Raw genomic sequence first — 25180 nt, forward strand, 5'->3', positions numbered from 1 at the left:
ATGATCTTGCCGTGACGAATTGTATTGATACCGGTAACAGAAGCTTGCATTTGAACTTGCGGATAGTGAATGCCAGGCTCAAAGTCTAAAAAATAGTTAGCTAGCGGTAAACTTGCCTGTTGCCAACTAATGTTTAAATGATGAGTTACAAAGCTTACTAGCATTGCGCGCATGCGGAAATTAATATACCCGGTGTGTTTTAAACAGCGCATGCAGGCATCAATAATGGGAATACCTGTTTGCCCCTGGGCCCAACGCTTTATATCGTCAGCGACCTTATCGTCATTGCGGTAGGGAAATTGATGATATCCTGCGTTAAGCGCTTTAAACTCCATCGAGCATTCGCTTTCAAACTTTTGCATAAAATGGCAATGCCAATGCAAGCGCGAGACAAACGCTGCAAGCGGGCGCTTCCACCCACGCTTGTCAGGATGTTTTGAGTTATAAGCGTCAATTGCCTTTTGGTACACTTGCCTGAGGCTTATATTACCCCACGCTAGATAAGGCGAGAGCCTAGAGCAATGTGTTTGGCTTAAACTTGGGCTTGAAATGCCTTTTTGATAGCCTTTGCCTCTACTTTCAAAAAAGCTTTGCATAACTTGCTGCGCTACCAACGCACCGCCTATTTGAAAGTGCGGATGTTGCTCGGTGTAGGCGTCGGGTAAAGTGGGGAGCTGGTAATCGTTTAATGTCACCGTATTGACGTTTTTCCAGTTTGGAATAGCAATAGGGCTGTGCATAAACTGATGCCAATGTTCGTTCCAGCCTTTACGGTTTTTAGCCCCGCGTATAACCCCACCTGTAGGAAACTCAAGCCAGTTAATTGCGTGGTGTTTACACCATTTTTTAACTGCTTTGTCGCGCTCAAACGTATTATTTAACCCAATTTCTTGATGGCTCAATAAGCTAACAATTTCAAACTGGTTGTTTAATGAATCGAGTAACTCATCCATAGGGCTGTTAAACAGATAAACGCGGGCATTAAATCGCGCGAGCTGTTTATTCATTTCAACTAAAGATTGATAAACAAAACGCCAATGACGCTCGTTATAGTGAGCATCATTAAGGAGCAGGGGCTCAAAATTATAAATAAGCAGGGTCGGCAGTACGCTGTCAAACGCGTACTTAAGTGGCTGATGATCAGATAAACGCAAATCTCGCTTAAACCAGACTATATTAACTTTTTCGCGCATTAGTAACTGCTTAATGGCCAATCTGCAGCATCAGCTGAGTCTATGCTATACACATCACCACCTCGCCAATGCTTAATAAACCTATGCTCGGGATCATAAGTGTGAGTTTGTTTAACTAAATTAAAATGCCTACCAGAACGAGGATCAGCGCCCGCTCCAGCTAGGTACTGCCAGTTGCCCCAATTAGCTGCGACATCATAATCTATCAGTTGTTGTTCAAAGTAAGCCGCGCCGAAGCGCCAGTCAACACTGAGCTCATTGACTAAGCAGCTAGCCACGATTTGACGGCCACGATTAGACATATAACCCGTTTGATTGAGCTGTTTCATACACGCATTGACAATGGGGTAGGCAGTGGTGCCGGTGCACCATTGCTTAAAGCGCCCAGGATAAAAGCTGGTCAGTGGACTAGTTGAAGCTATGCCGTCAAAGGCAAATAATTTACTGCCAAAGCGTAAACTATCAGGGCAAGATCATACTTAACTTGATTATTACTTCGAATCTGTGATCAAATCGCCTTTTTCTCAAAGGCGATTAACATGTCATTCATCAACCATTTCAACGACATTCAAGATACTCGTTCACACATCAACAAAAAACATGAATTGCTGGATGTTATATTCCTTACAGTCACTGCGATTATTTCAGGTGCTGAAGGGTGGAAGGATATTAAGCAATTCGGTGACAGTAAACTGACTTGGTTACGTAAGTTTCGTTCATTTGAAAATGGTATTCCTGTCGATGATACGATTGCTCGTATCATTAGCTCACTGGCCCCTGAAGCTTTATTAGCTTGTTTTGTTTCTTGGGTTAATGAGCTTAGAGATGCGAATAATCAAAGCGTCATTGCCTTTGACGGTAAAACACTTCGCCATTCTTATGATGGTGATAAAAAAACAGCTATTCACAGTGTTTCAGCTTATGCAGTTGAACAGGGCCTAGTACTAGCACAATGCAAATCCAAAAGTAAGAAGAATGAAGTATCAACAGTGATGGCACTTATTGAATTACTTGAGCTTAAAGGCAATATCATCACAGCAGACGCGATGCATTGTTTAAAGAAAGTGACGAAAGCCGTCAGCAAGAAAGACGGAGACTATTTGCTGCAAGTGAAGAATAACCAAGGAAAATTGAACAAAGAAATTCAAGCCTACTATCACAAAGTCAGACGAGAGCAGCCATCACTCATCCAGCAAAATAGCCATGAAACAGTAAATGATGGGCATGGTCGAATAGAGCAGCGCACGTACACTCAACTGTTGGTGACAGATTGGCTTGAGCAGCGCCACGGTTGGGTCAATTTCAACTCCATAGTCGAGGTAGTACGACAGCGTTATGTTGGCGATAGTCATACAATGGAAACGAGTTATTACATCAGCTCGCTAGGGATAAACCCAGAGCAAGTAGCCAAGTCTATTCGCCAGCATTGGGGAATAGAAAACTCAGCACACTGGGTATTAGATATGACATTTAAAGAAGACGATTCACGTATTCGTCGAGGTGATGCCCCCGAGAATATGGCGACCTTCAGACGATTTGCGATGAACTTAGCGAAATTAAGCGCGATAAAAGACAGTATGAAAGGTAAGTTGAAACAGGCTGCTTGGTCAGATGAGGTAAGAGAGCAGCTTATTTTAGGATAAATAACGCTCAAGTATGATTTTGCCCTGCGTAAACTATAAAGTTGGAAGTATTCGCGCCAAAGTAGCTCAAAGTAAATCCAGTAGGTGGATTCATTCGCGCCATGTTGTTGCTCATACTCGCCAAGCGCATGCATTATCTGGCGCACAGATATATTTCCATTGGCAAGCCAAGGCGAGAATTTAGTTGAATTAGCGATGCCATCAAGGGCATTACGCGTAAGTTTGTATTCACTCGGCGCAAGACTTGAAAAGTACTGAGTAATATGGCGTTTAGCTGCCAGCTCGCCAGCATTAAATTCGGGGGATACCTCTTTTACGTTAGGCAAGGTTTTAGCCCAAGGTACAGCGGCAATAAGTGGCGCTGGAAAATGGCTTGGTTTCTCCACGGCGGGTTTTATCAATAAGCTCGACGATTCTATTTTCTTACGAAATTGACTGAATGTTAAGGGCAGTTCAGTTAGTTCAAAAGGCAATTGATGATTGCTATACAGGGTAAACGTATTACCCTGTATAAGTGTGAGGTTGGTATATTTTGTAGTGATTGATGCCAGTGTCCGCCTTTCGTTTAAGCCGATTTGTTCGCTGCAATAAAGTAAACGAGTATTGTGATGAGAGTAATAATGATCAATGACTTCCATCGGTTTTTGAAAATAAACAACCAGATGTTGACCGAATGCATTAAGTTGGTTGTTTAATTCATGTAGCGACTTTTCTAAAAAAGCCCACCTCTGTTCGCCCAGAGCTTGGCTGTTAAAGCGGTTGCCTCTAAACCAGTCAGGGTCAATGCAATAAATAAAGCTGATTGATGAGCTTTGCTCACAGGCGCGCTTTAAAAGTGCATTGTCTGATAGGCGCAGGTCGTTGGTGAACCAATATATAGAGTGTGTCATATAATTAATTTGTCATTGCCGTTGTATTCATTCAATGTGTTTCAATACGTGGCAAACGGTGAAGACGTTTAATACCTATGACTTTTTATTTTTCAATCTGAAGTAAAGTGATCTATACGTGTTCAAAGTAGCCAAATGCCTTGTCGGTATATAATAGCGATAATTTTGCAAACGCATTAAATAAGCCGTTTTTAGCGCCATCTGTCGATCTTGCATATTCTTTTATTTGGCTATAAAAAAATAAGGGCTGCGGTGCAGCCCTTAAAAATTATTAGGTTAGCTTAAAAATCACTTTTACTATGACGTTCAGCTAGTTGCTTGTCTTCATCGCCCCAAGTGCGGTTAACTCTACGGCCACGCTTTACAGCTGGACGACGTGCAATTTGTTTTGCCCAGCGTAGCACATGAGTATAAGACTCAACGTCTAAAAATTCACCCGCATCGTATATATCGCCAAGTACTAACGAGCCATACCAGGGCCAAATTGCGATATCAGCAATTGAATACTCGCTGCCAGCCATATAGTCATGATCGCTTAAATGGCGATTAAGTACATCGAGTTGGCGTTTAACTTCTAATGTGAATCGATCAATAGGGTACTTCATTTTATAAGGTGCATATGCGTAAAAATGACCAAAGCCGCCACCTAAATAAGGCGCTGAACCCATTTGCCAAAATAGCCAATTACGGCACTCTGTTTTACTTGTGTGATCTTCTGGGATAAGAGCATTAAACTTCTCAGCTAAGTATTGCAAAATAGCGCCAGATTCAAACACTCGTGTGGTTGGTGTGGTGCTGTGATCCATTAATGCAGGAATTTTTGAGTTCGGATTAACATTTACAAAGCCTGATGAAAATTGGTCGCCATCACCAATTTTAATTAAAAACGCATCATAATCGGCATCATTTTTACCCAGCTCTAATAGCTCTTCGAGCATAATAGTGGCCTTTTGGCCATTAGGAGTTGCTAGTGAATACAGCTGTAATGCATGTTCGCCTTTGGGTAAATCCTGCTGGTGTGTTGCGCCGGCTGTAGGGCGATTGGTTTTCGCCCATTCACCGCCATTGTCAGCGTCAAAGTGCCAAACTTTAGGAGGGGTATAGTTTTCACTGTTACTCATGGAGATTGTCCTTATTGCAATTTAAATCGATTTTATAATTACTTACGGGTTCTTCATCCTAATTGAACATTTACAGCAAGGGAAGTAAAGTTAAAGCTTAATCCACTTAAGGGAAATGATAATGAGCAACCATGGTTTAACAATTGGACTTGAACGTACCAGCCATAATTTTTATTTAACGCTTAAAGTGGTTGGTAAATTAACGCATGCAGACTACCTGCAACTAGCGCCTATGATTGACGGCGCATTAAATTCAGCTCCGGATGCCATAATGAACATTTTTGTTGATGCAAGCGAGCTGCAAGGTTTTCAAGCTCAAGCTGCGTGGGATGATTTAAAACTAAGTCTTAAACATAACAATAACTTTAGCAAAATAGCTTTGTTAGGTAATGCTAAATGGCAGAAAATCGCTGCTAAAGTGGGAAACTGGTTCACTACAGGTGAATTAAAATACTTTGAAGATAGGCAAGTAGCCTTAGAGTGGTTGCACCGATAATAAATGAGTTATAATTATTTCCTTACCTTTTTAGTAGGCGAGTGTTATCAGCAATAGTAAACCCCAAACAAAAAGTGATTTAGAAGCTGTTTTGGTAAAAAACTCTCAGCTTAAAATAGCGACCTTTAATCTGTTTAACTACCTTGAGCCACCCAATGCTTTTTATGAATTTGAGCGTATTTATAGCGTGCAGCAGTGGGCCAAAAAGCAGCGCTGGATTGTTGATTATGTAAATGAATATCAGCCTGATGTAATTGGTTTTCAAGAAGTGTTTAGCGCTGATTCGTTAAAAGCGCTTTTGTATCAAGAGGGCTATATCCATTTTGCAGTGGTTGATGAGCCAGAAATTATAGATGACTTTATTTATAAGCGCCCAGTAGTAGCAGTTGCTTCACGCTTTCCTATTACTGAAGTGGCGGCCGTCCAACATAATATTGAATTTGCACAAGCGCTTGGACTTAGTGCTGAATTTTTATTTAGTCGCAAGGTACTCAGAGCAACAATAGAGCTACCACATATTGGTGAGACAGATTGTTATGTTGTGCACTTTAAATCTAAGCGCTCGATGATTGACCTTGCAGAAAGTAAGGTAGCCACTGCTGAGAAAAATATTATCGAACACTTAAAAGCCAATATTGCAGGTGGCTTTGCCTCTACTATACAGCGCGGTAGTGAAGCAACATTACTGATGGTTGAAATAATTGCGCGGCGCGAAGCTAGCCAAAACCCAATGTTATTAATGGGCGATTTTAATAATAACTTAAACGATGGTGTGCTCAGCCATTTACTTACTGATTCACTGCGTTTTGCCCCCAGCTTTGATTGTAACGTCTACCTTTCAAAGTATTGCTTAAATGATGCCTGGGACTTATTTGTAAAATCCCAGCTCAATAAAGCTATAGGGCAAGAGAGTGAGTGCACCCAGCAAGTTGCAATCCCAAAGCGTGCGCCAACACATTACTTTGGTGCAAGTAGCTCAGTGCTGGATTATATTCTGCTGTCTTGTGAGTTTGATGCAGGCTACCATGATAGCTTTTATGAAGTTAGCGATTACCATACCTACGACCGTCATTTGATCAACTCAGTATTTGAACGAGATGACCAAAGCACTGATCATGCAGTGGTGTTAGTGACATTGCAGTTGAGAAGTTAGTCTTAACTGCAAGTAATCTTATAACCGAGAAACGAAAGACTCAGCCACTTTCATAGTGTAACTTTAGATCTTGCGGCTTTCATTTTTTCTATCATGTTTTGCTAAATAATAGCCAATCAAAATACCAGCGACTGCGCCAAATAGGTGGCTTTCAAACGAAATATACAGCCCTTTAGGTAGTACGCCCCATATTAAACTGCTGTATAACACAATCACAATAATGCTTATAGCAATTGCCTTTAATGAGCGATGAATGATGCCATAACTAATTAAAAAGCCCCACAAGCCATATACCACGCCACTTAAACCAACGTGAATATTTGCGCGGCCAAATAACCACACTAATAAGCCGCCGACAAGAGCGGTAAATATAAATACCCCCCAAAAACGTTTTATACTGTATTGGCATACCAGCCAGGCGAGTACAGAAAATGGAATTAAGTTACTGATCAAATGCGCCCAGCCACCATGCAAAAAAGGCGCTAATATTAAACCGCTCAAGCCTGATATATTTCGTGGGTAAATCCCTAAGGAATTTAAGTTAATGCCGGGTAGGGTGTTTACCAGTTGTAAAAAGGTACAAAGCGCGACAATGCTTAAAATAGCAAAACGTTTGCTGACAAAGGGAGGGAGTTTTAATTTATGTTTTTGAGTTATCATACATCAGCTTAATTAAAATACATGCAGTGAGTATCATAGTTGAAAAGCCTTGCTGCAATCAACAAGGCTTGGGTATGTAAATTTAAATCGATTGCCCTAGTTTAGCAAGTAGCTTTTGTGCAGCAAGTTCCGAGCTTGTAGGGTTTTGCCCCGTTATAAGCAAACCGTCTTCAAGGGCAAGTTCACCCCAATCATCGGTTTTTTGGTATTGGCCGCCGTGTTTGATCAGTACGTCTTCTACAAGCAATGGTACAACGTTTGTAAGTTGTACCGCTTCTTCTTCAGAGTTACTAAAGCCGGTGACTTTTTTATCAAATACAATTGAAGTACCATCGCTATTTTTAGCATTAATCAACACTGCGCTGGCGTGGCAGACTGCACCAACAGGCTTGTTGTTCTTAATAAAGTCCTCAATCAATGAAATTGAATCTGAGTTATCAACTAAATCCCATAAAGGACCATGACCGCCAGGGTAAAATACGCCATCAAAGTCGCTTGCATTAACTTCGCTTAGCGGCTGCGTGTTAGCCATTAATGTTTGCGCTGGTTTGTCGTTATCAAAGCGCTCAGTCGCTTTTGTTGCGGCGTCAGGTGCTGCGCTATTTGGATCAACTGGTGGTTGGCCACCTTTTACTGATGCAAGCGTCACATCTGCACCAGCATCAATAAATGCATAGTAAGGGGCGGCAAACTCTTCAACCCAAAAGCCTGTTTTATGGCCTGTGTCACCTAGTTCATCATGAGAGGTTAATACCATTAAAATCTTTTTAGCTGTCATTACTGTTCCTTAATTTCTAAACGATTAATTACACTATAGGGCTTTTAATAGAATCTAACAACGCAGATAAATTTAACTACATTGGTTTAATTATTGATACAATTAGTTGTGAATTTGTTGAGGTAAGTATGAAAGTATCATTTGAACAGCTTAAAAGTATGGTGGTGTTTGCGCAGATTGTTGAACAAGGCAGCCTAACCGCAGCAGCAAAGCAATTGGGTTTATCGCGCGCTGTAGTGAGCTATCATCTAAAAAAACTCGAAAAGCAACTGCATGTTACTTTATTAAACCGTTCAACGCGCACCATGACGCTGACAGAAGCCGGAAGCCAGTATTATCAACGTTGTCGATTAATTGCCGAACATGCTGAGGCCGCTAACCTGCAAATAGAAAATATTAAAAATGAACCTGAAGGACTCATTAAACTCAGTTGTCCGGTTAACGTCGGGCTTGAGCTAATAGTGCCGGCGCTAAATGAGTTTAAAGTTATTTACCCTAAAATAGATATTGATTTAGCGCTAACGGACGAAGTCGTTGATATTATCAAGCAAGGTGTTGATTTAGCTATTCGTGGAGTCGCACTTGATGATTCGAGCTTACAAGCCACTAAGCTTGCTACACTCAAAACTTGCTTATGTGGCTCGGTTGAATACTTTAACCGTGCAGGAAAACCAACAATACCAGCTGAACTTGCAAAGCATCAATGGGTTATTTATCAGCGCAGTAGCCGAGCGTTGACTATTAATAAAGACCATAAAAGCTATAGCGTCGACCTTAAAGGCTCTATTAGTACCAATAATGCAGCTGCACGCACTGCTTTTGTCGAAGCGGGTCACGGCATAGCAAAAGTACCACTTTACGATGCTTGGCCAAAAGTACAAAACGGTAAGCTGGCTATAATATTAGCTGATTATCAAACCCCAGATATTGAGTTATATGGAGTCTTTCCGCCAGGTGCAGCAGGTAGCAAAAAACTCCGCGTATTGATTGATTTCCTTAAAGCCTATTTTGCTAAGCAATTAGTCAGCACTAGGCTTTAAAGCGTTCGAGAAAATAACGCCACCGCTTGCTGATACATAGAAATTGCCAGAGCGGGGTCGTAACGTTCGCCTTCGTCACGCATAAAGGCATGCTGGGCATTAACTTCTTGCCATTGGTAGTTAATGCCCGTTGTGACTGCTTGCTGATAGATTTTAGCGCGGCCTTCTTTTGGTACATGGGGGTCTTGTTTACCCCAAATAAGGTGAATTTCACCTTGGATATCAGCCATACGTTCGAACGAATTATTGCCAGTTCCCGCGGGTAAAGTATCACTGTGAATATCTGTAGCATATAAGCAAAATGCCGCTTTAATTGCAGGATTTAGAGCGGCTCTGTAAGCTAAGTGCCCACCAATACACACGCCCATTGCACCCACTGAGCCAGTACAATAGTTTTGTGTTTGTGCAAAGTCGATTAACGCTTGGGTGTCACTGTCATGGGATTCAAGTGGCTTTGCCCATTTATCCGCATTGCCTTTGTCTTTACCTTCATCGTCGTAAGCAAGCACAGTTCCAATAGGATTTAACTCATGAAACACTTCAGGTACGAACACTACAAAACCGTGACCGGCTAAAATCGAAGCGCTGCGTGCAATGGGGGCGGTTTGCTGGAAAATCTCAGAGTAAAAAATTATAGCCGGGAACTGGCCGTCTGCTTGAGGGCGATAAACACTGGTACGCATAGTACCCGTTGCTGTTTCGATATCATGGCTTTGGTGCTGAATAATCATAATGCGCCTTTAGAGGAAAAATTAGCTTATCATAGCAAAGCATTACGTATTACTCACTGTTTGGCATATTCATACAACTGGCGTAATAACTTACCGTTGCAGGCCAGTCTGAGAATATCGCCATCACTCCCACATCTTTTGCTAGTACATCAACCACCGTCATTATATCACCGTCGTTATTTATCACATCAGCGATTGATTGGTAATAATAACCGCCGCCATTATTAAGTGGCCCAGAACGTTCAAGGCTCCACGTAATCAGCTCTAGCCCGGCTTCTTGAGCAGCAAGTGCGTATTTTGATGGTATGATTTTTTGATTGTCATCAACAGCCAATAGCATCCAAATTGGTGGCGCAAGAATACGTACGCCGTCAGCATAAAGCTCTGCCATACTCGGTTGCCAGGTCTCGGGGTTATTAGGAACAATATTCGCTGTTTCGTCGCGACCGTCTAAATATACGCTGTTATTTGCAAATTCTGGATTGTTTTTGATCCAATATTTTACGTCATCAAGGTTAAATGATTGCGGGAAAACGTGTTCACTCGGCACGTTTTGTTCTGAGTATTCATTTAGCATCTTCTGTGCATAATGTGCTTGAGTAAAGCCATTAAACGGCATGGGTACTTGTGGTGATTTAAGCTCAGGGGTCATTTTTACGCCCAGCTGTTTGAATAGGGTAATGCTTTGCTTATGGCTCATTAATGTACCATTGCTTGCGTATAAATCTGTACGCCAACTGGGCGTACCATTTAAATATTCAGCGACTGTGGGTGCTTGGTTATTCGCGCCGTCCATTTTACCTTTTAACGTTAAAAATTCAGCCAGAGTAATATCACTGGTGCAGCATTTTGCTTGAGCGGGTTGGCCGTTTTTGGCAGGGCTGAATGGCACGGTGCATTTTGCTGCAAGTTCAGGTACGGCTAAAATATTGGTGGTGGTATGTAAATCACATTGCGAATGTCGACAAACCAACTCTTTGTCTTTCGTAAAGGCTACATCGCACTCCAAAACACCTGCGCCCATTCGCGCTGCTGCAATATAGGATTCTTTTGTGTGTTCAGGGTATTGCATGGGGGCACCGCGGTGAGCTACCGAAAAGTCAGTACGATAAAAAGGCCCCTCGCTGCATGCTTGTAGTTGTGTTTTAAGGGCACTTTGTTGCATGCTGTTGATAAGGTAATAAGGCCGCGTACCTACTTGAGTGTTGGTACTTTTTGACGTTTGGCTACAGGCGCTCAGCAATATGATAAATAACGTACAAACTAATAACTTCATAAATAACCCACAGCCAAGCCTCATTATTCTAGTTTACGGTTCATTTATGGCATTTCTATTAAAGTACTTATTCCTAAATTCGGATAATAAGTGCAATTTCTCAGATTAGATGGCCAGCTGTTATAATTCGGCCATTTTCTCGCCAAAGGAAATTGCTTTAATGAAATATAAACAGCTGACACAAGAAGAAAGATACCAGATTTACGCGTTAATAAAAGCAGGAAATAACCAAAAGCAGATAGCTGAAGAACTAACTCGTTCACCGTCATCTATTTCTAGAGAGCTAAAACGCAATAAAGGACTTAAAGGCTATCGGCCTAACCAAGCCAATAACTTTGCTGAACAAAGACGTAAGTCATCTTTCAAAGCAAGTAAGTTAACAGAGGACGTCACTCACTGGATTAATAAATTGTTGCATGACGGACTTTCCCCTGAGCAAGTGGCAGGCCGCTTAGCTTTAGAGAAACAGGTCGTTTTACATCATGAAACAATTTATCAATATATTTACAGAGACAAGGCTCGTGGTGGCAAGCTACATAAGACACTCACTCGTGCATGTAAAAAGTATAAAAAACGCTATGGAAGCTATGATAAACGTGGACAGATAGTTAATCGAGTCAGCATTGATGAACGCCCAAGTATTGTGGATTCAAAGTCTAGGATTGGTGATTGGGAGGGCGATACAGTGATAGGTAAAGGGCGTAAAAATGCGCTTGTCACAATGGTTGAACGTAAAACGTTATATACAGTCGTTCACAGAATTGAAAGCAAGCATGCGAAAATAACAGCCGATGCGCTGATCACGTGTATGACACCATATAAAGGTAAGGTTATTACCGTGACGTTAGATAATGGAAAAGAGTTTGCTCACCATGAGCATGTTGCACAAAAATTAGAAGCTGATGTGTATTTCGCTCATCCCTATTCATCATGGGAGCGGGGCATAAATGAGAATACCAACGGCTTACTTAGACGCTTCTTCCCCAAGGGAACTGACTTTATGGCGCTAAGTGAAGCAGAGATACAGGCGGCAGTTGATAAGCTCAACCATCGGCCAAGAAAAACAAGAGGGTATAAAACCCCTCATGAATTATTTACGGGGCAATCAGAAGTTCTGGTGGCTGCATAATGATTGCACTTAATACTTGAATTCAAGATTTAATAACAACGCCAGTAAAATAATAGCTCCGCCAACACTGAGTTTTAAAAGGTCGGCATCACGATTCCAAATCAGTACATTGACTAAAATACCTGCAGGGATCAGTAAGTTGTTCATTACGGCAAGCCCGCCGACATTGACAAGTGTGGCGCCTTTATTCCAGGCAAAATAACCCAGTCCTGATGCAACAGTGCCAAGGTAAACTAAAACTCCCCATTGTGTAAGCGTATTTGGCAACTTGTTTGTATTACCAAATAGCGTAAAACAAATACTCGCAACAATTAGCGCACCGATAAAAAACCAGCCAAACACGGCTTTTTGGGGAATTACGCTATTACTCATTAAGCGCTTATAAGCGACTTGCCCAATAGCAAAACATAGGTTGGCGGCTTGTACTAGCAATAAACCAAAAATAAAGTTTTCATCTACTCCTTCATATCGAATGGCGATAGCACCAACAATAGCGAGTAGTGCAACAAATAAAGACTGCGGGTTAAAACGTCGTTCAAGCGCATCATTTAAAAGAGCAATGTATAGCGGCGTCATTACTGTAAATAACAGTACTTCAGGTACGCTTAGGTATAAAAATGAGTGATAGTAAAAGCTATACATTACGCCAAGCTGCACTGCGCCAATCAGCATGAGTTTAATAATAATAGCTTTGGGAATATGTTTTAATTTTAAAAATGGTAAAAATACCAGTGTCGCCAGTGCTACGCGAATTAATACGCTAAACCAGGCATCAACTTGCCCAGCTAAATACACGCCAATTAAACTAAACGAAAAAGCCCAAAGCAGGGTAACTGAAAAAAGATAGGTCATTATAATTTTAATACTTCTAAATATTTTTAATAAAAGCTGACTATATACCCTAAGCACCTCAAGATGCGAGTTCAGTTAGAATTAAAAGCGATTTAAACAAGGCGTTGATTGCAAAAAATAGTTATTCCTTTGTTAAAATAACAAATTGGAGAAGGCCATATAGATATAGAATGAAGACCAATGGGGATGGTCTTCATTAACTGATAATTCAATTATTTCTAAAGTCACTTACTACATCGTTTGAGTGTTCAAGTAGCTTACGACCTTGGCGGCTTGATTGTGTGAGCGCGATAAATAAAATATCAATTACAAAATCCTGCGCTGTGCGGGCTAAAATAGACGACAACCGAACTGACTCTTCTTCAGCGACTGAATAAAGCCTTACATCTGCTTGATCGGCAATAGGACTATTACCAAACTTAGTTACAGAAATAACATGGCAGTCATTTTCTTTCGCTTGCTTCACAACTTCAGCAATCTCTCGAGTAACCCCTGACTCACTAATTGCGATAACTAAATCCCCCTTGCTGAAGGTTGATACGTAAGCAAGTTGTGCGTGACCATCAGGCTCTGCCACTGCGGGCATGCCAAGCTTTTGCAGCTTATAAGAGAAATCTTTCGATACAAGTGCAGAGCCTCCTAGGCCGCATATAAGTACGCGTTTTGATGCTTTTAATAAACTTACTGCCTGTTCAATAGCAGGGGCTTCATTCAAGTTTTTGGTTTCAGTGAGTACGGCTAATTTGCTGCTTAATAGTTTTTCAGCTATCTGTTCTAATGAGTCACTTAAAGTGATTTTACCATGTAATTTTGGTTCTGTGGTTTCATTATTAAGCGCGTCAATTACGGCAAGTTTAAAGGTTGGAAAACCTTTATAGCCAAGCTTTTGAGAAAATTTAACTACGCTCGATTGGCTCACGCCGACAACCTTTGCAAGTTCTACTGAAGATAAGTTTCTAATGGCGTTAGCAGAGTTTAATGTGAAATCTGCTAGTTTAGCCTCGCTACTTGAAAGTGATTGGCGTAAGGCTTTTATTTTGACAAATGTAGACATATTACTCGCTTATTTATGTAATTTTAATATTTATATCATTATTCCAAATGGCTTTATACCGATGTTAGGTTCTTCTTCGTTTTTAAAGTCTACCTGTCTGATAATTAAGTAAATTACTTTTTTTATTTGTAGGAATAGTTATTTAAGAGCTAGGAATAATATAATAACTAATTAATGGACTTACAACTACTGAGGGTAAATAAAAGAATACCTTTGTATTCAACCGAGGTATTAATAACTCACTCTAGGTATAAAATATCCTATACACTTTGTTTTTTAAAAATAAAATATTTACATGTTTTTTGTCTGTGTTACTGTCATGTAAAGGAGCTTTGCTTTTTAGTGATAGTGGTGGTGTAACCAATAGTTATATCCTTGCTTTAAAGTTAGTATAGTAAATATACGTATAAAATTTATCTATTTCCTGTTTCAACTAAATAGTCGCTCGCTATTTAATGTTTTTACTTTGACGATTGTGTAATGAGAAGACAATAATGTTTATATCTTGGTTAAAAAAAGCTGGTTTAATAATAACTACAACACTGGTTGTAAGCTGTGCTTCAACGCCTTATGAGTTTACTCAGTCGGCTAACTATAGCCATCGTATAAAGTTTTTAGTAATGCACTACACGGCTATCGACTATGAAAAGTCAGAGCGAGTATTAGTTGAGGAAGGCGGCTTGAGCGCCCATTATTTATTACCAGAGTCAAACGACGACAGTTACCCTGATGATGAGCTAAAAGTTATTCAGTTAGTTGATGAGCGCGATCGAGCATGGCATGCAGGAAAAAGCTTTTGGCAAGGCCGTGAAGATTTAAACGATCAATCCATCGGTATTGAAATCGTTAATGTGCCTACTTGTCATTACCCTGAAGTTAAGCCTACTGTTTACATGGAAAATGATGCCTCTAAGCTGTGTGTTTTCCCAGATTTTGACACTAAGCAAGTTGAACTGCTGATTGAGTTGAGTAAAGATATTTTGGCTCGTAATCCTGATATTGGCCCAACTCAAGTAGTTGGTCATTCAGATATTGCGCCAACACGTAAAAATGATCCGGGTCCTCGTTTCCCATGGTATCAACTTTATGAAGCCGGCGTTGGCGCATGGTATGACAGCGAAACAGTAGATAAATACTGGCAACAGTTTAGTTTATCAACACCATCAGTTGCCTTGATGCAAAAAGCGCTACGTAGCTATGGTTATGATATTCACGTGACGAACCAACTTGACCCACAAACCCTCGATACCTTAAGCGCGTTTCAAATGCACTTTCTACCGTGGCATGTAAGCGGTAACGCTGATGCGCGAAGTGCGTCAGTACTGTTTGCTTTGATGGAAAAATATTTTCCTAAAAAAGCAGCTAAGTTAATGGCTGATTATCAACAACAGCAACAAGCTCCAGAGCCTGTCGTTGAGCCACTCGCTAATGCGCAAGTTGTTGTAAAAGTGCCTACGGCCAATCCAAGTTCACGTAAGCTAGTTAATGACCGTGGTACGTTTAAAGCCTATAAAGGCCGTGGGAAAATCATTATTGAGAACAACAATGCAACGAGTGGTGAAATTTTCATTAATGGCGAAAAAATCAATATAGCTAAGCCACTTAAAGCGAAAAAAATATATCAATACAGCTTAAAAAAACGCACTCATGATGGCATTAACACTTTTAAAGTTGAAAATATACGTCCTGAGGGTGCAAGCTTAACACTACGTTTTCCTTACCCAACCCTTAATACCAAAGCTGTAAATAAAACGTCTTTTAGTGAAGTTGATAAACTGATCAATAAAGAGGTTGCCGAGGGCTTCCCAGGTGCAGTTCTTGCAGTCGTTAAAGATGGTCAATTAATAAAGTCCTAAATTCGGATAATAAGTGCAATTTCTCAGATTAGATGGCCAGCTGTTATAATTCGGCCATTTTCTCGCCAAAGGAAATTGCTTTAATGAAATATAAACAGCTGACACAAGAAGAAAGATACCAGATTTACGCGTTAATAAAAGCAGGAAATAACCAAAAGCAGATAGCTGAAGAACTAACTCGTTCACCGTCATCTATTTCTAGAGAGCTAAAACGCAATAAAGGACTTAAAGGCTATCGGCCTAACCAAGCCAATAACTTTGCTGAACAAAGACGTAAGTCATCTTTCAAAGCAAGTAAGTTAACAGAGGACGTCACTCACTGGATTAATAAATTGTTGCATGACGGACTTTCCCCTGAGCAAGTGGCAGGCCGCTTAGCTTTAGAGAAACAGGTCGTTTTACATCATGAAACAATTTATCAATATATTTACAGAGACAAGGCTCGTGGTGGCAAGCTACATAAGACACTCACTCGTGCATGTAAAAAGTATAAAAAACGCTATGGAAGCTATGATAAACGTGGACAGATAGTTAATCGAGTCAGCATTGATGAACGCCCAAGTATTGTGGATTCAAAGTCTAGGATTGGTGATTGGGAGGGCGATACAGTGATAGGTAAAGGGCGTAAAAATGCGCTTGTCACAATGGTTGAACGTAAAACGTTATATACAGTCGTTCACAGAATTGAAAGCAAGCATGCGAAAATAACAGCCGATGCGCTGATCACGTGTATGACACCATATAAAGGTAAGGTTATTACCGTGACGTTAGATAATGGAAAAGAGTTTGCTCACCATGAGCATGTTGCACAAAAATTAGAAGCTGATGTGTATTTCGCTCATCCCTATTCATCATGGGAGCGGGGCATAAATGAGAATACCAACGGCTTACTTAGACGCTTCTTCCCCAAGGGAACTGACTTTATGGCGCTAAGTGAAGCAGAGATACAGGCGGCAGTTGATAAGCTCAACCATCGGCCAAGAAAAACAAGAGGGTATAAAACCCCTCATGAATTATTTACGGGGCAATCAGAAGTTCTGGTGGCTGCATAATGATTGCACTTAATACTTGAATTCAAGAGTTAAGCCATTATGGGGATGCTAAAAAATACAATGCTGATGGCTCATTACTCGCTAACCCACAAAAAATGCAAAGCGATACGCTATTTGATATTGCCTCAAACTCTAAAATGTTTGCGACTAACTTTGCGCTTATGAAGCTTGTCAGCGAAGGTAAGCTTGATGTCAATAAACCTCTTTTTTATTATTTACCAGAGTTTCGAGGTGCCGGTCGCGAACAGCGTTTAGTCAAAGATTTACTTACTCACAGTGCAGGCTACCCCGCGGTGGTTGATTTTCATCGTAAGGACAATAAGTTTGGCGAACGGTTCTTTTCACAAAATAGCTTACGCACTAAAAACCTATTATTAACCGGTGTGCCCTTTGTTGCAGGGCGTAATGTAAAGCACTTATACTCAGATATCGATTTTATGTTATTAGGCGTACTTGTTGAGCGCCTTTCTGGTCAGCCGCTAGATGCCTACGTCGAAGGGCAAATTTATCAGCCGCTTGGGCTTACGCATACTATGTATAATCCATTGCAAAAAGGGGTGACTAAAAAATATATTGCTGCCACGGAGTTAATGGGCAATACCCGCGGTGGCCGAATATTATTTGATAACGTCCGTACTGATGTACTGCAAGGTGAAGTGCATGACGAAAAAGCTTTTTATGCTCTAGGGGGTGTAGCAGGGCATGCTGGGTTATTTAGTACCGCACAGGACTTATCAGTACTTGCTCAGGTACTTTTAAACCGTGGTGGCTATGGCAAAAAGCAACTGTTTACCCCGCAAGTAATCGAGCAGTTTATTGCTGCGCAACCCAATGATGAAACCTATGGTTTGGGTTGGCGTCGCGCAGGTAACCAGGCTCTTAAATGGCACTTTGGCCCATATGCGAGCCCTGAAGCTTATGGTCATACTGGCTGGACTGGTACTGTCACTGTGATTGATCCTGCTTATGACCTCGCGATTATATTACTCACGAATGCACGCCATAGCTCTATTGAAGGTGATGAAACACATTATGAGTTTGCAGGTAAAAAGTTTGAAACCGGTAAATACGGTTCTATAATTTCGCTTGTTTACGAAGCGTTACTTAACCACTAATTAAATCATTAATTAAAACTACTAGTCGAATTAAGTTGAGTTTATTACGGAACTGATTAAGCTAGTGGACTTATTCTGGCTTTGGTTATTAAAAAAGCCAATAATAATTATAACAGCGCCAATAGGCTGCACTAAAAAGGTTTTTTATGTCTTGGTATTCTATTTTGCCACCGCTTATTGCGATAATTATCGTGTTTTGGCGTAAAGAAGTAATTATGGCACTGCTAGTCGCCGTTACTTCATCAGAGTTTTTACTTGCGTTACAAGGCGACGGAAATACGCTTTTTTATACTTTTATTAATACGATTGAGCGAGTGGTCGCGGTCGCAAGTTCTCCGGGTAATAGTCGTATACTTATTTTTAGTATTTTGATTGGTGCGTTACTTGCCTATATTCGTGAATCAGGTGGTGTAGCAGCAACGGTTAATATGTTGATGAACAAAGGCGTGGCAAAAAGTAAGCGTCAAGTTGGCTTTTTAACTATGTTCTCTGGTATTGCGGTGTTTATCGAGTCGAACTTAAGTGTATTAACCGCGGGTATTTTATCTCGTGGGCTGTTTGACAAGTTTAAAATGAGCCGCGCTCGTTTGGCTTACATTATCGATAGTACCAGTGCGCCGGTATGTATTTTAATTTTACTTAATGGCTGGGGCGCATACGTTCTTGGTTTATTAGGTAACTATGAAATGTCAGAGTCCGCAGTGTCGGTGCTTTGGGGCAGCATAGGCTATAACTTTTATGCGATAATCACTTTACTTATTGTTTTTTATACAATCTCATTTGACAAAGTACACGGCCCCTTAAAAAAAGCCGAAGAGCAATTAGAGCATCAACAAACTGAACTGCAAGAAGAAGTTAAAGGTACTAAAGCACGTTTTATGCTTATGCCGCTATTAACTTTAATAGGCAGTATGGTTGGCTTTATGTTCTGGACTGGTGATGGCGATATTGCCAATGGTAGTGGCTCTAAATCTGTACTTTATGCAACTATCTTAGCTTGTGTAGTGGCTTATTTTTTAATGGTTACTGCACGCCAGTTCACTCACCACAAACTCGTTGATATTGGCTTTAAGGGGATGGGCGAATTACTGCCGCTGGTCGCTATTGTATTGCTATCACTTACCTTAGGTGCAAGCTTAAAAGATTTAGGCACCGGTGATTTTGTAGCGGGGCTAGTGGGTGATTACTTACCTATTTACCTCGTAGTACCGGTGTTGTTTGTTACCGGCGGCGTCATTTCATTCACTACGGGTACGTCTTGGGGGACATTCGCTATCTTAATTCCAATTGGTGTACCACTTATTCAAGCGCTTGGCTTACCACCTTCATTAGTCATTGCAGCTATTTTAGGTGGTGGTGTATTTGGTGATCACTGCTCACCAATATCAGACACCAGTGCGGTGTCGGCCATTGCTTCAGGCTGTGATTTACTTACCCATGTTAAAACACAAATGCCATATGCCTTGTTCGCTGGTAGCTTAACGTTTGTAGCATACTTAGTAACGAGTATTATTGTGCTGTAGATAGATGTGAGTTAGCTAGAGCAAAGCTAGCAAGTTAGAAAATCAAAAGCCTGCAAACTTGCAGGTTTTTTTGTGAATTGCAGTTATACCAATATTATTTTTATGTGATCTGATTTATAAAAGTTTAATCATCATTGAGCGCCGCGTAGGCTCGATTCTATATCGTGTTTTTAAAGCTGAAATCAAAGCCAATTTTAAACCTAGACATTATTGGTAAACTAACTTATAACTTGAGCTTTAGCCCAAAAAGCAGAAAGGTTTGAAGTGGCGAATCGTTATATTTTAAACATCATTATCAGGATAAACCCTGACCTAGACTAAAGCTATTTTTGATTTTTTATAAAGCGTAGGAGCTGACTTTAGTCGCGAAATTTCAGCTCCAATCGTAACTTATATGCGCGGGACAAGCCCGCTAATATAAGGTTTTGGTGGTTAATTAGCTTTTAGACACCACCCGATAAACCCCCATTCCGTCGATTCCGAGATATAGATCACCGTTAGGGTGGGTAGAGATACTACGCACTCTGCCTGCACCTTCAAATAGTTTGCTATGACTTGTTACTTTATTGCCATCTAACTTAACTAAAACTAAGTGAGCAAACTTCATCGCACCGACAAGGGCATGACCCTGCCACTGTGGATATTTCTCACTATTAACAAATTCCATACCAGAAGGAGCGATAGAAGGAACCCACACCCAATCCGGTTGCTCCATACCTTCTCGGCTTGTTTCATCTGTTATTTTAGTGCCAATGTAATTAACGCCATGGGTGATCTCCGGCCAGCCATAGTTTGCCCCAGACTTGATAATATTGATTTCATCACCGCCACGAGGCCCATGTTCGTGGCTCCAAATTTGGCCCGTTTTAGGATGCATCGCCATGCCTTGCGGATTCCTGTGGCCATACGAATAAATGCTATTGCGCGCGTTTTGCTGATTTACAAACGGGTTTGATTTTGGAATCGAGCCATCGCTATTAATACGGTGTATTTTTCCTGCATCGTATTCTAAGCTTTGCGGATGAACATCTCGCTCACCGCGGTCGCCAATTGAAAAATACAGGTAACCATCTTTATCAAATTCAATGCGAGAACCGTAGTGTTTAGTCGTTGTGGTGTTGGGGGCACCATCAAACAATAGCTGTGTGTCGGTTAATTGCATATCTTTTAACTTCGCACGCATGATTGAGGTATTGTAGCCTTCCTCATCACCTTCATAGCCCGAGTATGAAAAGTAAATCCAGCCATTGTCTTTAAAGTTAGGGTCAAGCTCGATATCTAATAAGCCTCCTTGGCCTTCAGCATGTACTTTAGGTACACCTTTAATAGCTTGCTTTAACAGTTTGCCATTACGGATCATTCTAAGTTTGCCGGCTCTGTCAGTTACTAACAAGTCTTGTTCGTTAAGCCAAGCCATGCCCCAAGGAATTTGAATCCCCTCGGCAACTAATTCAAGCTCGTACTTATCGGCACTTGCGGCAACGGGCATAGGTTGTTTGGGCTGGGCGTTGGCCTGAAAAGAACTAAAACCGAAAATACCGAAGACCAAGCTGGTATAAAAATACTTTTTCATGATAACTCCAATTTATTAAAGGTGATGGCATTAGGGTAGCTTGTTATAAACAAAATTGTTACCAACATTAAGTAATGTGTCACTACATACCTACGAAAAAATATAAGATAAGCCCAGAAAACAGGAGCTTAGAGTCGTTTGATTCAGCGTTTTTATTGACGGCTTATTGGAGGTTTAATTTTGCTTCACTTTGCGAAAATGAAACGTGAAATGCCATACTCTTTTTTAACTTGATCCTGTTAATTAGCTTTGCTTGAGGCTTTCGCACTGACGACGGTAGTCAAGGAGGGGCCGCTAAGACTCTGGACTTTATCATTGCACCCCGAGCATCACGCTATACTCTTTAAATTATAATTAATGGCAATTATACAGCTTTGATTTTATCTATAAATTACTCATCCATTGCTTTTTTTACAGCGTGATGTCGGGGGAAGAAGTTAAACGTAATACTTGTGAAAAGATTTAAAAAGCAAACGCTCTAGTATCAGCAGCTTTTACTACAAACTTTGATATGTGAAAACAAAGCTTAACTCTTTCCTTTGGCTGCTATTTTTAATCAGGTTTAATTGATTCATATCGCGTCCCTTAAGCTTACTTTTACACGCCAAGCCACTTTTATTTTTAGTGTTGTTTCACTTTATGATACTAATAAAGTGCCTTTGTACATTTGCATTTGGCAATGAAAAGCGTACTCCCCCGCTTGAAGTGCGGGTAGTTTTACGGTGTTATTTTCATTCATGGCCAGCGTTTTACTTATATCGAGTGCTGGAAATATAACCGTTTCGGCACACGGAGTGCCGTCTAGTCTATTAAAAGTCAGCTCTACTTCTTTATTAGCAGCCACTTTAATGTGTGCAGGCGAATAAACGCCGTTATTTACCGTTATGGTTATTTTATTATTAGTGCTTTGTACTTGTTGAGGCTTATATAACCAAAACCAGTAAATAATTGCGGCTATTAACAAGGCGCCTAGTATATTAATCATCAGCATAGTGATTACTCCTACCTATAAAATTACGATTTACTGGGTTTAAAAAAGCGTAAGCGGTTTGCATTACTTACTACGGTAAGTGATGACATTGCCATGGCAGCTCCCGCTACAACTGGATTTAGTAAAATACCAAAAAATGGGTATAACAGCCCTGCAGCAAGCGGAATACCGGCCACGTTATAAATAAATGCTCCAAATAAGTTTTGTTTGATGTTTACTATGGTGGCATTACTGACAGCAATTGCATCGCTAAGGCCATGCAATGAGCCACGCATTAACGTTATATCTGCACTTTCAATGGCGACATCAGTACCGGTGCCAATGGCAAAACCAACGTCGGCTTGCGCCAGTGCGGGGGCATCATTTATACCATCGCCGGTCATCCCTACTATTTCACCTTTGGCCTGGTGTTTGGTGACTTCGCTGGCTTTATCATCAGGCATAACCTCTGCTATAAAGTCATCAACGCCCACTTTTTTTGCCACTGCTTGTGCGGTTACTTGGTTATCACCCGTGAGCATAACAATGCGTATACCTTTGCTTTTCAGTCGCTTAATTGCTTTTTCTGAATCTTCTTTGATGGGATCAGCCACGGCTATAATTGCTTGCAGCTGTGTATCTGTTGCGAAGTACATAGGCGTTTTAGCGGCGTTGGCTAATTCCTTAGCTTGTGCTTGCGCTTCTTTGATATTGATATTGTGCTGGCTCATTAGCGCTTCGTTGCCAAGCAATAGGGTTTTTCCATCAAATTTACCGATGACACCTTGGCCGGTTATGGCTTCAAAGTCTGTGACTTTTTCAAGCGCTATATCATTGTTTTTAGCATAATTAACAATGGCTTCAGCTAAGGGGTGTTCAGAACCTCCTTCAAGGCTAGCGGCAAGCTTTAAGGTCTCTGCTTTATCGCTGTTATGAAAATTAATTACATCGGTAACGGTTGGCTGACCTTGGGTGATGGTACCTGTTTTGTCTAAAATCATAGTCGTTATTTTAGAGGTTGTTTGCAGCGCTTCACCATTACGAATAAGTATGCCCGACTCTGCGGCTTTACCAATACCTACCATTATTGACATAGGCGTTGCTAAACCCAATGCGCAAGGGCAGGCAATAATAAGTACTGTGGTAACGGCCACAACCGCATAAGCGATAGTGGGTTCCGGGCCAAAGTTTAACCAAGCAAGACCAGCTAACACTGCGATAATCATTACGGTAGGGACAAATACGCTTGATATCACATCAGCTAAACGGCCTATTGAAGGTTTAGAGTTTTGCGCGCGTTTTACCATATTAATAATATTGGCGAGAGTGGTTTCGCTGCCAATATGTGTGGCTTTGAATAACAATGTGCCACTTTTATTAATACTCCCGGCCACGACGGTGTCGCCTTCGCTTTTGTTTATGGGCATTGGCTCGCCAGTGAGCATTGATTCATCAACAGTGCTACTGCCTTCGAGTACTTCACCATCTACTGATATTTTTTCACCGGGGCGGACACGCACGGTATCATTTTTTAATACCTCACTAATATCAACATCTTGTTCTTGGTTATCTCGAACAACACGAGCTGTTTTGGGTTGTAAGCCAATTAAGCGTTTTATAGCCTCGGAAGTACGCCCTCTGGCTTTTACTTCAAAGGCCAGACCTAGACTTATTAAGCCAATGATCATCGCTGAGGCTTCAAAATAAACGTGTCTAGCGACCTCGGGTAATATACTTGGTGCAATAACAACTACCATAGAGTATAACCAAGCAGTCCCTGTGCCTAAGGCGATGAGGGTGTCCATATTTGCGGTGTGATTTTTAAAAGACTGCCACGCTCCGTTATAAAACTGTTTACCTGCAACGGTCATCACCGCTAAGGTAACTATGCCGACAATAAACCAACCAATACGCTGGACATGGGTTGTTACACTCATATCAAAAATAAGTCCATAAAGCATAAGAGGTACACCTACGCCTAAGGCTAATACCATGTTACGCATTAGCTTTTTGTAATGCGCGTTATCGGCTTCGGCTTTTTCATCAAGGGCGTCTTGCTCCGACTCGCTATTGATTGGCTTAGCTTTATAGCCTATAGCCTCGACCGCTTGTATAAGTTGATCTGAAGCTGTATTACCCTCAACTTGAACAGTACGATCAGCAAAATTCATTTCAACATGTTGCGCACCTTCCACAGCTCCAAGGGCTTTTTCAATTTTAGCAACGCAGCTGCCGCAGTTAGCGCCTTCAATCATAAAATTTTGCACTGTGTCTTTACTATGACTCATTTTGCTTCCTCGGTATTAACTTGTTCGTTAAGGGGATCAATAAAGGTTTCAATTAAGCTGCATACATCCGCACTAGCTACAGCATTGTCTGAGTTTTGCCATTGTTTTGCAGCGGCTTGCATGCGGGTTCTTAGTTTGAGTGTTTCTTGGAATAGCTGCTCTGTTTCTGCGAGCCGCTTGGTTATTATTTTACGAGTGAGTGGGCACGGGCAATTGCCTTGTTCCGACTCTGCAACTATTTGTTGAATATCTTTAATAGAGAAACCAAGTTGACGCGCACTTATAATAAATTTTAAACGTTGTTGGTCGTATGTGGTATATATTTGATAACCATTACTTTCGCTACGAATTGGGTTAAGTAACTTTACACGGGTATAATGGCGCACAGTATCTTGGGTCACTTTCATGGTTTTAGCTAACTGTTTTACGTACATAACCTAACTCCATCGCTATTTAATAGTGATATAATAAACCTATGAGCAACACATAGGTCAACCACTATTTTAAAATGAAGACTTTTGTTATTTTTGATTTATATATAAAATTCATCATTTACTCATAGCATTAACAATGCAGTAGTAACTTTGCAGTTACTGTTGAAATATGCGTGAACTCGGTGTTGATTTATAGTACAAATTAACTGTAGTTTAGTGTGCCTCACTACCCGATGCTTAAGCGTTAAACTTAATTGTTCAGTATCTTTTGAACTTCAGGCTTAGAAACACCTCGCGCTGCACTAAAAGTGGAACTTTATAGATTGGTTTTGACCGCAATAATGAGCATAAAT

Annotated in this window: 19 protein-coding genes and 4 pseudogenes; 9 read left to right on the plus strand and 14 right to left on the minus strand. The window is 40.9% G+C overall.

The annotated features are described in order from the left end of the window. Positions 1–11: 11 nt before the first annotated feature. Positions 12–1193, minus strand: a pseudogene (locus ACT3S9_RS04155) (FAD-binding domain-containing protein); the annotation flags it as partial. Continuing rightward, positions 1193–1654 (minus strand): annotated as a pseudogene (locus ACT3S9_RS04160) (FAD-binding domain-containing protein); the annotation flags it as partial. The pseudogenes ACT3S9_RS04160 and ACT3S9_RS04155, both read right to left, overlap by 1 nt. 78 nt (positions 1655–1732) lie before the next feature. On the opposite strand from ACT3S9_RS04160, the gene ACT3S9_RS04165 reads away from it, so the two are divergent. After that, positions 1733–2836 carry an ISAs1 family transposase gene (locus ACT3S9_RS04165; protein WP_096793603.1) on the plus strand — a complete coding sequence of 368 codons (1104 nt, stop codon included), beginning with the start codon at positions 1733–1735 and terminating at the stop codon, positions 2834–2836. Between the two features lie 401 nt (positions 2837–3237). Here ACT3S9_RS04165 and ACT3S9_RS04170 read toward each other — a convergent pair. Then, positions 3238–3726: pseudogene (locus ACT3S9_RS04170) on the minus strand (deoxyribodipyrimidine photo-lyase); the annotation flags it as partial. A 281-nt stretch (positions 3727–4007) separates the two neighbouring features. Next, on the minus strand, positions 4008–4847 hold the full coding sequence (yghU, locus tag ACT3S9_RS04175) for a glutathione-dependent disulfide-bond oxidoreductase (RefSeq protein ID WP_444750757.1): 840 nt from the start codon (positions 4845–4847) through the stop codon (positions 4008–4010). Between the two features lie 121 nt (positions 4848–4968). Between yghU and ACT3S9_RS04180 the strand changes: the two genes are divergently transcribed. Together ACT3S9_RS04180 and ACT3S9_RS04185 are read left to right on the plus strand one after the other, a co-directional pair. Further along, entirely contained in the window at positions 4969–5343 is a 375-nt protein-coding gene (locus tag ACT3S9_RS04180) for an STAS/SEC14 domain-containing protein (protein ID WP_444750758.1), read from the plus strand. A gap of 130 nt (positions 5344–5473) precedes the next feature. Next, entirely contained in the window at positions 5474–6496 is a 1023-nt protein-coding gene (locus tag ACT3S9_RS04185) for an endonuclease/exonuclease/phosphatase family protein (protein ID WP_444751103.1), read from the plus strand. Positions 6497–6559: 63 nt separating this feature from the next. On the opposite strand, the gene ACT3S9_RS04190 is transcribed toward ACT3S9_RS04185, so the two are convergent. After that, positions 6560–7156 (minus strand): rhomboid family intramembrane serine protease, encoded by a 597-nt coding sequence (locus ACT3S9_RS04190; protein ID WP_444750759.1) that lies wholly within the window; start codon positions 7154–7156, stop codon positions 6560–6562. 82 nt (positions 7157–7238) lie between these two features. Further along, positions 7239–7934 carry a type 1 glutamine amidotransferase domain-containing protein gene (locus tag ACT3S9_RS04195; RefSeq protein WP_441835126.1) on the minus strand — a complete coding sequence of 232 codons (696 nt, stop codon included), beginning with the start codon at positions 7932–7934 and terminating at the stop codon, positions 7239–7241. A gap of 128 nt (positions 7935–8062) precedes the next feature. Between ACT3S9_RS04195 and ACT3S9_RS04200 the strand changes: the two genes are divergently transcribed. After that, the gene (locus tag ACT3S9_RS04200) at positions 8063–8974 is read left to right on the plus strand and encodes a LysR family transcriptional regulator (protein ID WP_441835127.1); all 912 of its coding nucleotides are present in this window, start codon (positions 8063–8065) and stop codon (positions 8972–8974) included. On the opposite strand, the gene ACT3S9_RS04205 is transcribed toward ACT3S9_RS04200, so the two are convergent. Both ACT3S9_RS04205 and ACT3S9_RS04210 read right to left on the minus strand, forming a co-directional pair. Then, on the minus strand, positions 8971–9705 hold the full coding sequence (locus tag ACT3S9_RS04205; protein WP_444750760.1) for a dienelactone hydrolase family protein: 735 nt from the start codon (positions 9703–9705) through the stop codon (positions 8971–8973). The genes ACT3S9_RS04200 and ACT3S9_RS04205 overlap by 4 nt on opposite strands. 49 nt (positions 9706–9754) lie before the next feature. Further along, positions 9755–10981 (minus strand): glycerophosphodiester phosphodiesterase family protein, encoded by a 1227-nt coding sequence (locus tag ACT3S9_RS04210; RefSeq protein WP_444750761.1) that lies wholly within the window; start codon positions 10979–10981, stop codon positions 9755–9757. 160 nt (positions 10982–11141) lie between these two features. Here ACT3S9_RS04210 and ACT3S9_RS04215 point away from each other — a divergent pair, with 160 nt between their 5' ends. After that, positions 11142–12110: an IS30 family transposase gene (locus ACT3S9_RS04215; RefSeq protein ID WP_086959932.1), complete on the plus strand. Its 969-nt coding sequence runs from the start codon at positions 11142–11144 to the stop codon at positions 12108–12110. A gap of 9 nt (positions 12111–12119) precedes the next feature. Here ACT3S9_RS04215 and ACT3S9_RS04220 read toward each other — a convergent pair whose 3' ends face one another. After that, positions 12120–12962 carry a carboxylate/amino acid/amine transporter gene (locus ACT3S9_RS04220; protein ID WP_444750762.1) on the minus strand — a complete coding sequence of 281 codons (843 nt, stop codon included), beginning with the start codon at positions 12960–12962 and terminating at the stop codon, positions 12120–12122. A 208-nt stretch (positions 12963–13170) separates the two neighbouring features. Beyond that, entirely contained in the window at positions 13171–14016 is an 846-nt protein-coding gene (locus tag ACT3S9_RS04225) for a MurR/RpiR family transcriptional regulator (protein ID WP_441835131.1), read from the minus strand. Positions 14017–14510: 494 nt separating this feature from the next. Here ACT3S9_RS04225 and ACT3S9_RS04230 point away from each other — a divergent pair, with 494 nt between their 5' ends. The 4 genes and pseudogenes from ACT3S9_RS04230 to ACT3S9_RS04245 all read left to right on the plus strand — a co-directional run bounded on the left by ACT3S9_RS04230 (position 14511) and on the right by ACT3S9_RS04245 (position 19562). Further along, a complete protein-coding gene (locus ACT3S9_RS04230; RefSeq protein ID WP_444750763.1) occupies positions 14511–15872 on the plus strand; it encodes an N-acetylmuramoyl-L-alanine amidase in 1362 nt (453 codons plus the stop codon). An 83-nt stretch (positions 15873–15955) separates the two neighbouring features. Then, a complete protein-coding gene (locus ACT3S9_RS04235; protein ID WP_086959932.1) occupies positions 15956–16924 on the plus strand; it encodes an IS30 family transposase in 969 nt (322 codons plus the stop codon). 26 nt (positions 16925–16950) lie between these two features. Further along, positions 16951–18039 (plus strand): annotated as a pseudogene (pbp4b, locus tag ACT3S9_RS04240) (penicillin binding protein PBP4B); the annotation flags it as partial. Positions 18040–18185: 146 nt separating this feature from the next. Beyond that, positions 18186–19562 (plus strand): Na+/H+ antiporter NhaC family protein, encoded by a 1377-nt coding sequence (locus tag ACT3S9_RS04245; protein ID WP_444750764.1) that lies wholly within the window; start codon positions 18186–18188, stop codon positions 19560–19562. A 436-nt stretch (positions 19563–19998) separates the two neighbouring features. On the opposite strand, the gene ACT3S9_RS04250 is transcribed toward ACT3S9_RS04245, so the two are convergent. The 4 genes from ACT3S9_RS04250 to ACT3S9_RS04265 form a co-directional block, all read right to left on the minus strand. Continuing rightward, positions 19999–21135 (minus strand): PQQ-dependent sugar dehydrogenase, encoded by a 1137-nt coding sequence (locus ACT3S9_RS04250; RefSeq protein WP_444750765.1) that lies wholly within the window; start codon positions 21133–21135, stop codon positions 19999–20001. A gap of 637 nt (positions 21136–21772) precedes the next feature. Continuing rightward, positions 21773–22126 carry a cupredoxin domain-containing protein gene (locus ACT3S9_RS04255; protein WP_441836060.1) on the minus strand — a complete coding sequence of 118 codons (354 nt, stop codon included), beginning with the start codon at positions 22124–22126 and terminating at the stop codon, positions 21773–21775. 23 nt (positions 22127–22149) lie between these two features. Next, positions 22150–24393, minus strand: a complete 2244-nt coding sequence (locus ACT3S9_RS04260) for a heavy metal translocating P-type ATPase (RefSeq protein ID WP_441836061.1) — start codon at positions 24391–24393, stop codon at positions 22150–22152. After that, positions 24390–24827 (minus strand): MerR family transcriptional regulator, encoded by a 438-nt coding sequence (locus ACT3S9_RS04265; RefSeq protein ID WP_444750766.1) that lies wholly within the window; start codon positions 24825–24827, stop codon positions 24390–24392. The genes ACT3S9_RS04260 and ACT3S9_RS04265 overlap by 4 nt, the downstream gene beginning before the upstream one ends. Positions 24828–25180 lie beyond the last annotated feature (353 nt).

This window comes from Pseudoalteromonas sp. AOP31-A2-14, from assembly GCF_052378035.1.
Lineage (GTDB): Bacteria > Pseudomonadota > Gammaproteobacteria > Enterobacterales > Alteromonadaceae > Pseudoalteromonas.

Excerpts from the sequence above, each read along its gene's own strand:
- ACT3S9_RS04245 (WP_444750764.1), top strand. The coding sequence starts at position 18,186 with ATGTCTTGGTATTCTATTTTGCCACCGCTTATTGCGATAATTATCGTG.
- ACT3S9_RS04205 (WP_444750760.1), bottom strand. The coding sequence starts at position 9,705 with ATGATTATTCAGCACCAAAGCCATGATATCGAAACAGCAACGGGTACT.
- ACT3S9_RS04210 (WP_444750761.1), bottom strand. The coding sequence starts at position 10,981 with ATGAAGTTATTAGTTTGTACGTTATTTATCATATTGCTGAGCGCCTGT.
- ACT3S9_RS04165 (WP_096793603.1), top strand. The coding sequence starts at position 1,733 with ATGTCATTCATCAACCATTTCAACGACATTCAAGATACTCGTTCACAC.
- ACT3S9_RS04220 (WP_444750762.1), bottom strand. The coding sequence starts at position 12,962 with ATGACCTATCTTTTTTCAGTTACCCTGCTTTGGGCTTTTTCGTTTAGT.
- ACT3S9_RS04265 (WP_444750766.1), bottom strand. The coding sequence starts at position 24,827 with ATGTACGTAAAACAGTTAGCTAAAACCATGAAAGTGACCCAAGATACT.
- ACT3S9_RS04255 (WP_441836060.1), bottom strand. The coding sequence starts at position 22,126 with ATGCTGATGATTAATATACTAGGCGCCTTGTTAATAGCCGCAATTATT.
- ACT3S9_RS04235 (WP_086959932.1), top strand. The coding sequence starts at position 15,956 with ATGAAATATAAACAGCTGACACAAGAAGAAAGATACCAGATTTACGCG.
- yghU (WP_444750757.1), bottom strand. The coding sequence starts at position 4,847 with ATGAGTAACAGTGAAAACTATACCCCTCCTAAAGTTTGGCACTTTGAC.
- ACT3S9_RS04225 (WP_441835131.1), bottom strand. The coding sequence starts at position 14,016 with ATGTCTACATTTGTCAAAATAAAAGCCTTACGCCAATCACTTTCAAGT.
- ACT3S9_RS04250 (WP_444750765.1), bottom strand. The coding sequence starts at position 21,135 with ATGAAAAAGTATTTTTATACCAGCTTGGTCTTCGGTATTTTCGGTTTT.
- ACT3S9_RS04190 (WP_444750759.1), bottom strand. The coding sequence starts at position 7,156 with ATGATAACTCAAAAACATAAATTAAAACTCCCTCCCTTTGTCAGCAAA.
- ACT3S9_RS04260 (WP_441836061.1), bottom strand. The coding sequence starts at position 24,393 with ATGAGTCATAGTAAAGACACAGTGCAAAATTTTATGATTGAAGGCGCT.
- ACT3S9_RS04195 (WP_441835126.1), bottom strand. The coding sequence starts at position 7,934 with ATGACAGCTAAAAAGATTTTAATGGTATTAACCTCTCATGATGAACTA.
- ACT3S9_RS04230 (WP_444750763.1), top strand. The coding sequence starts at position 14,511 with ATGTTTATATCTTGGTTAAAAAAAGCTGGTTTAATAATAACTACAACA.
- ACT3S9_RS04200 (WP_441835127.1), top strand. The coding sequence starts at position 8,063 with ATGAAAGTATCATTTGAACAGCTTAAAAGTATGGTGGTGTTTGCGCAG.
- ACT3S9_RS04180 (WP_444750758.1), top strand. The coding sequence starts at position 4,969 with ATGAGCAACCATGGTTTAACAATTGGACTTGAACGTACCAGCCATAAT.
- ACT3S9_RS04215 (WP_086959932.1), top strand. The coding sequence starts at position 11,142 with ATGAAATATAAACAGCTGACACAAGAAGAAAGATACCAGATTTACGCG.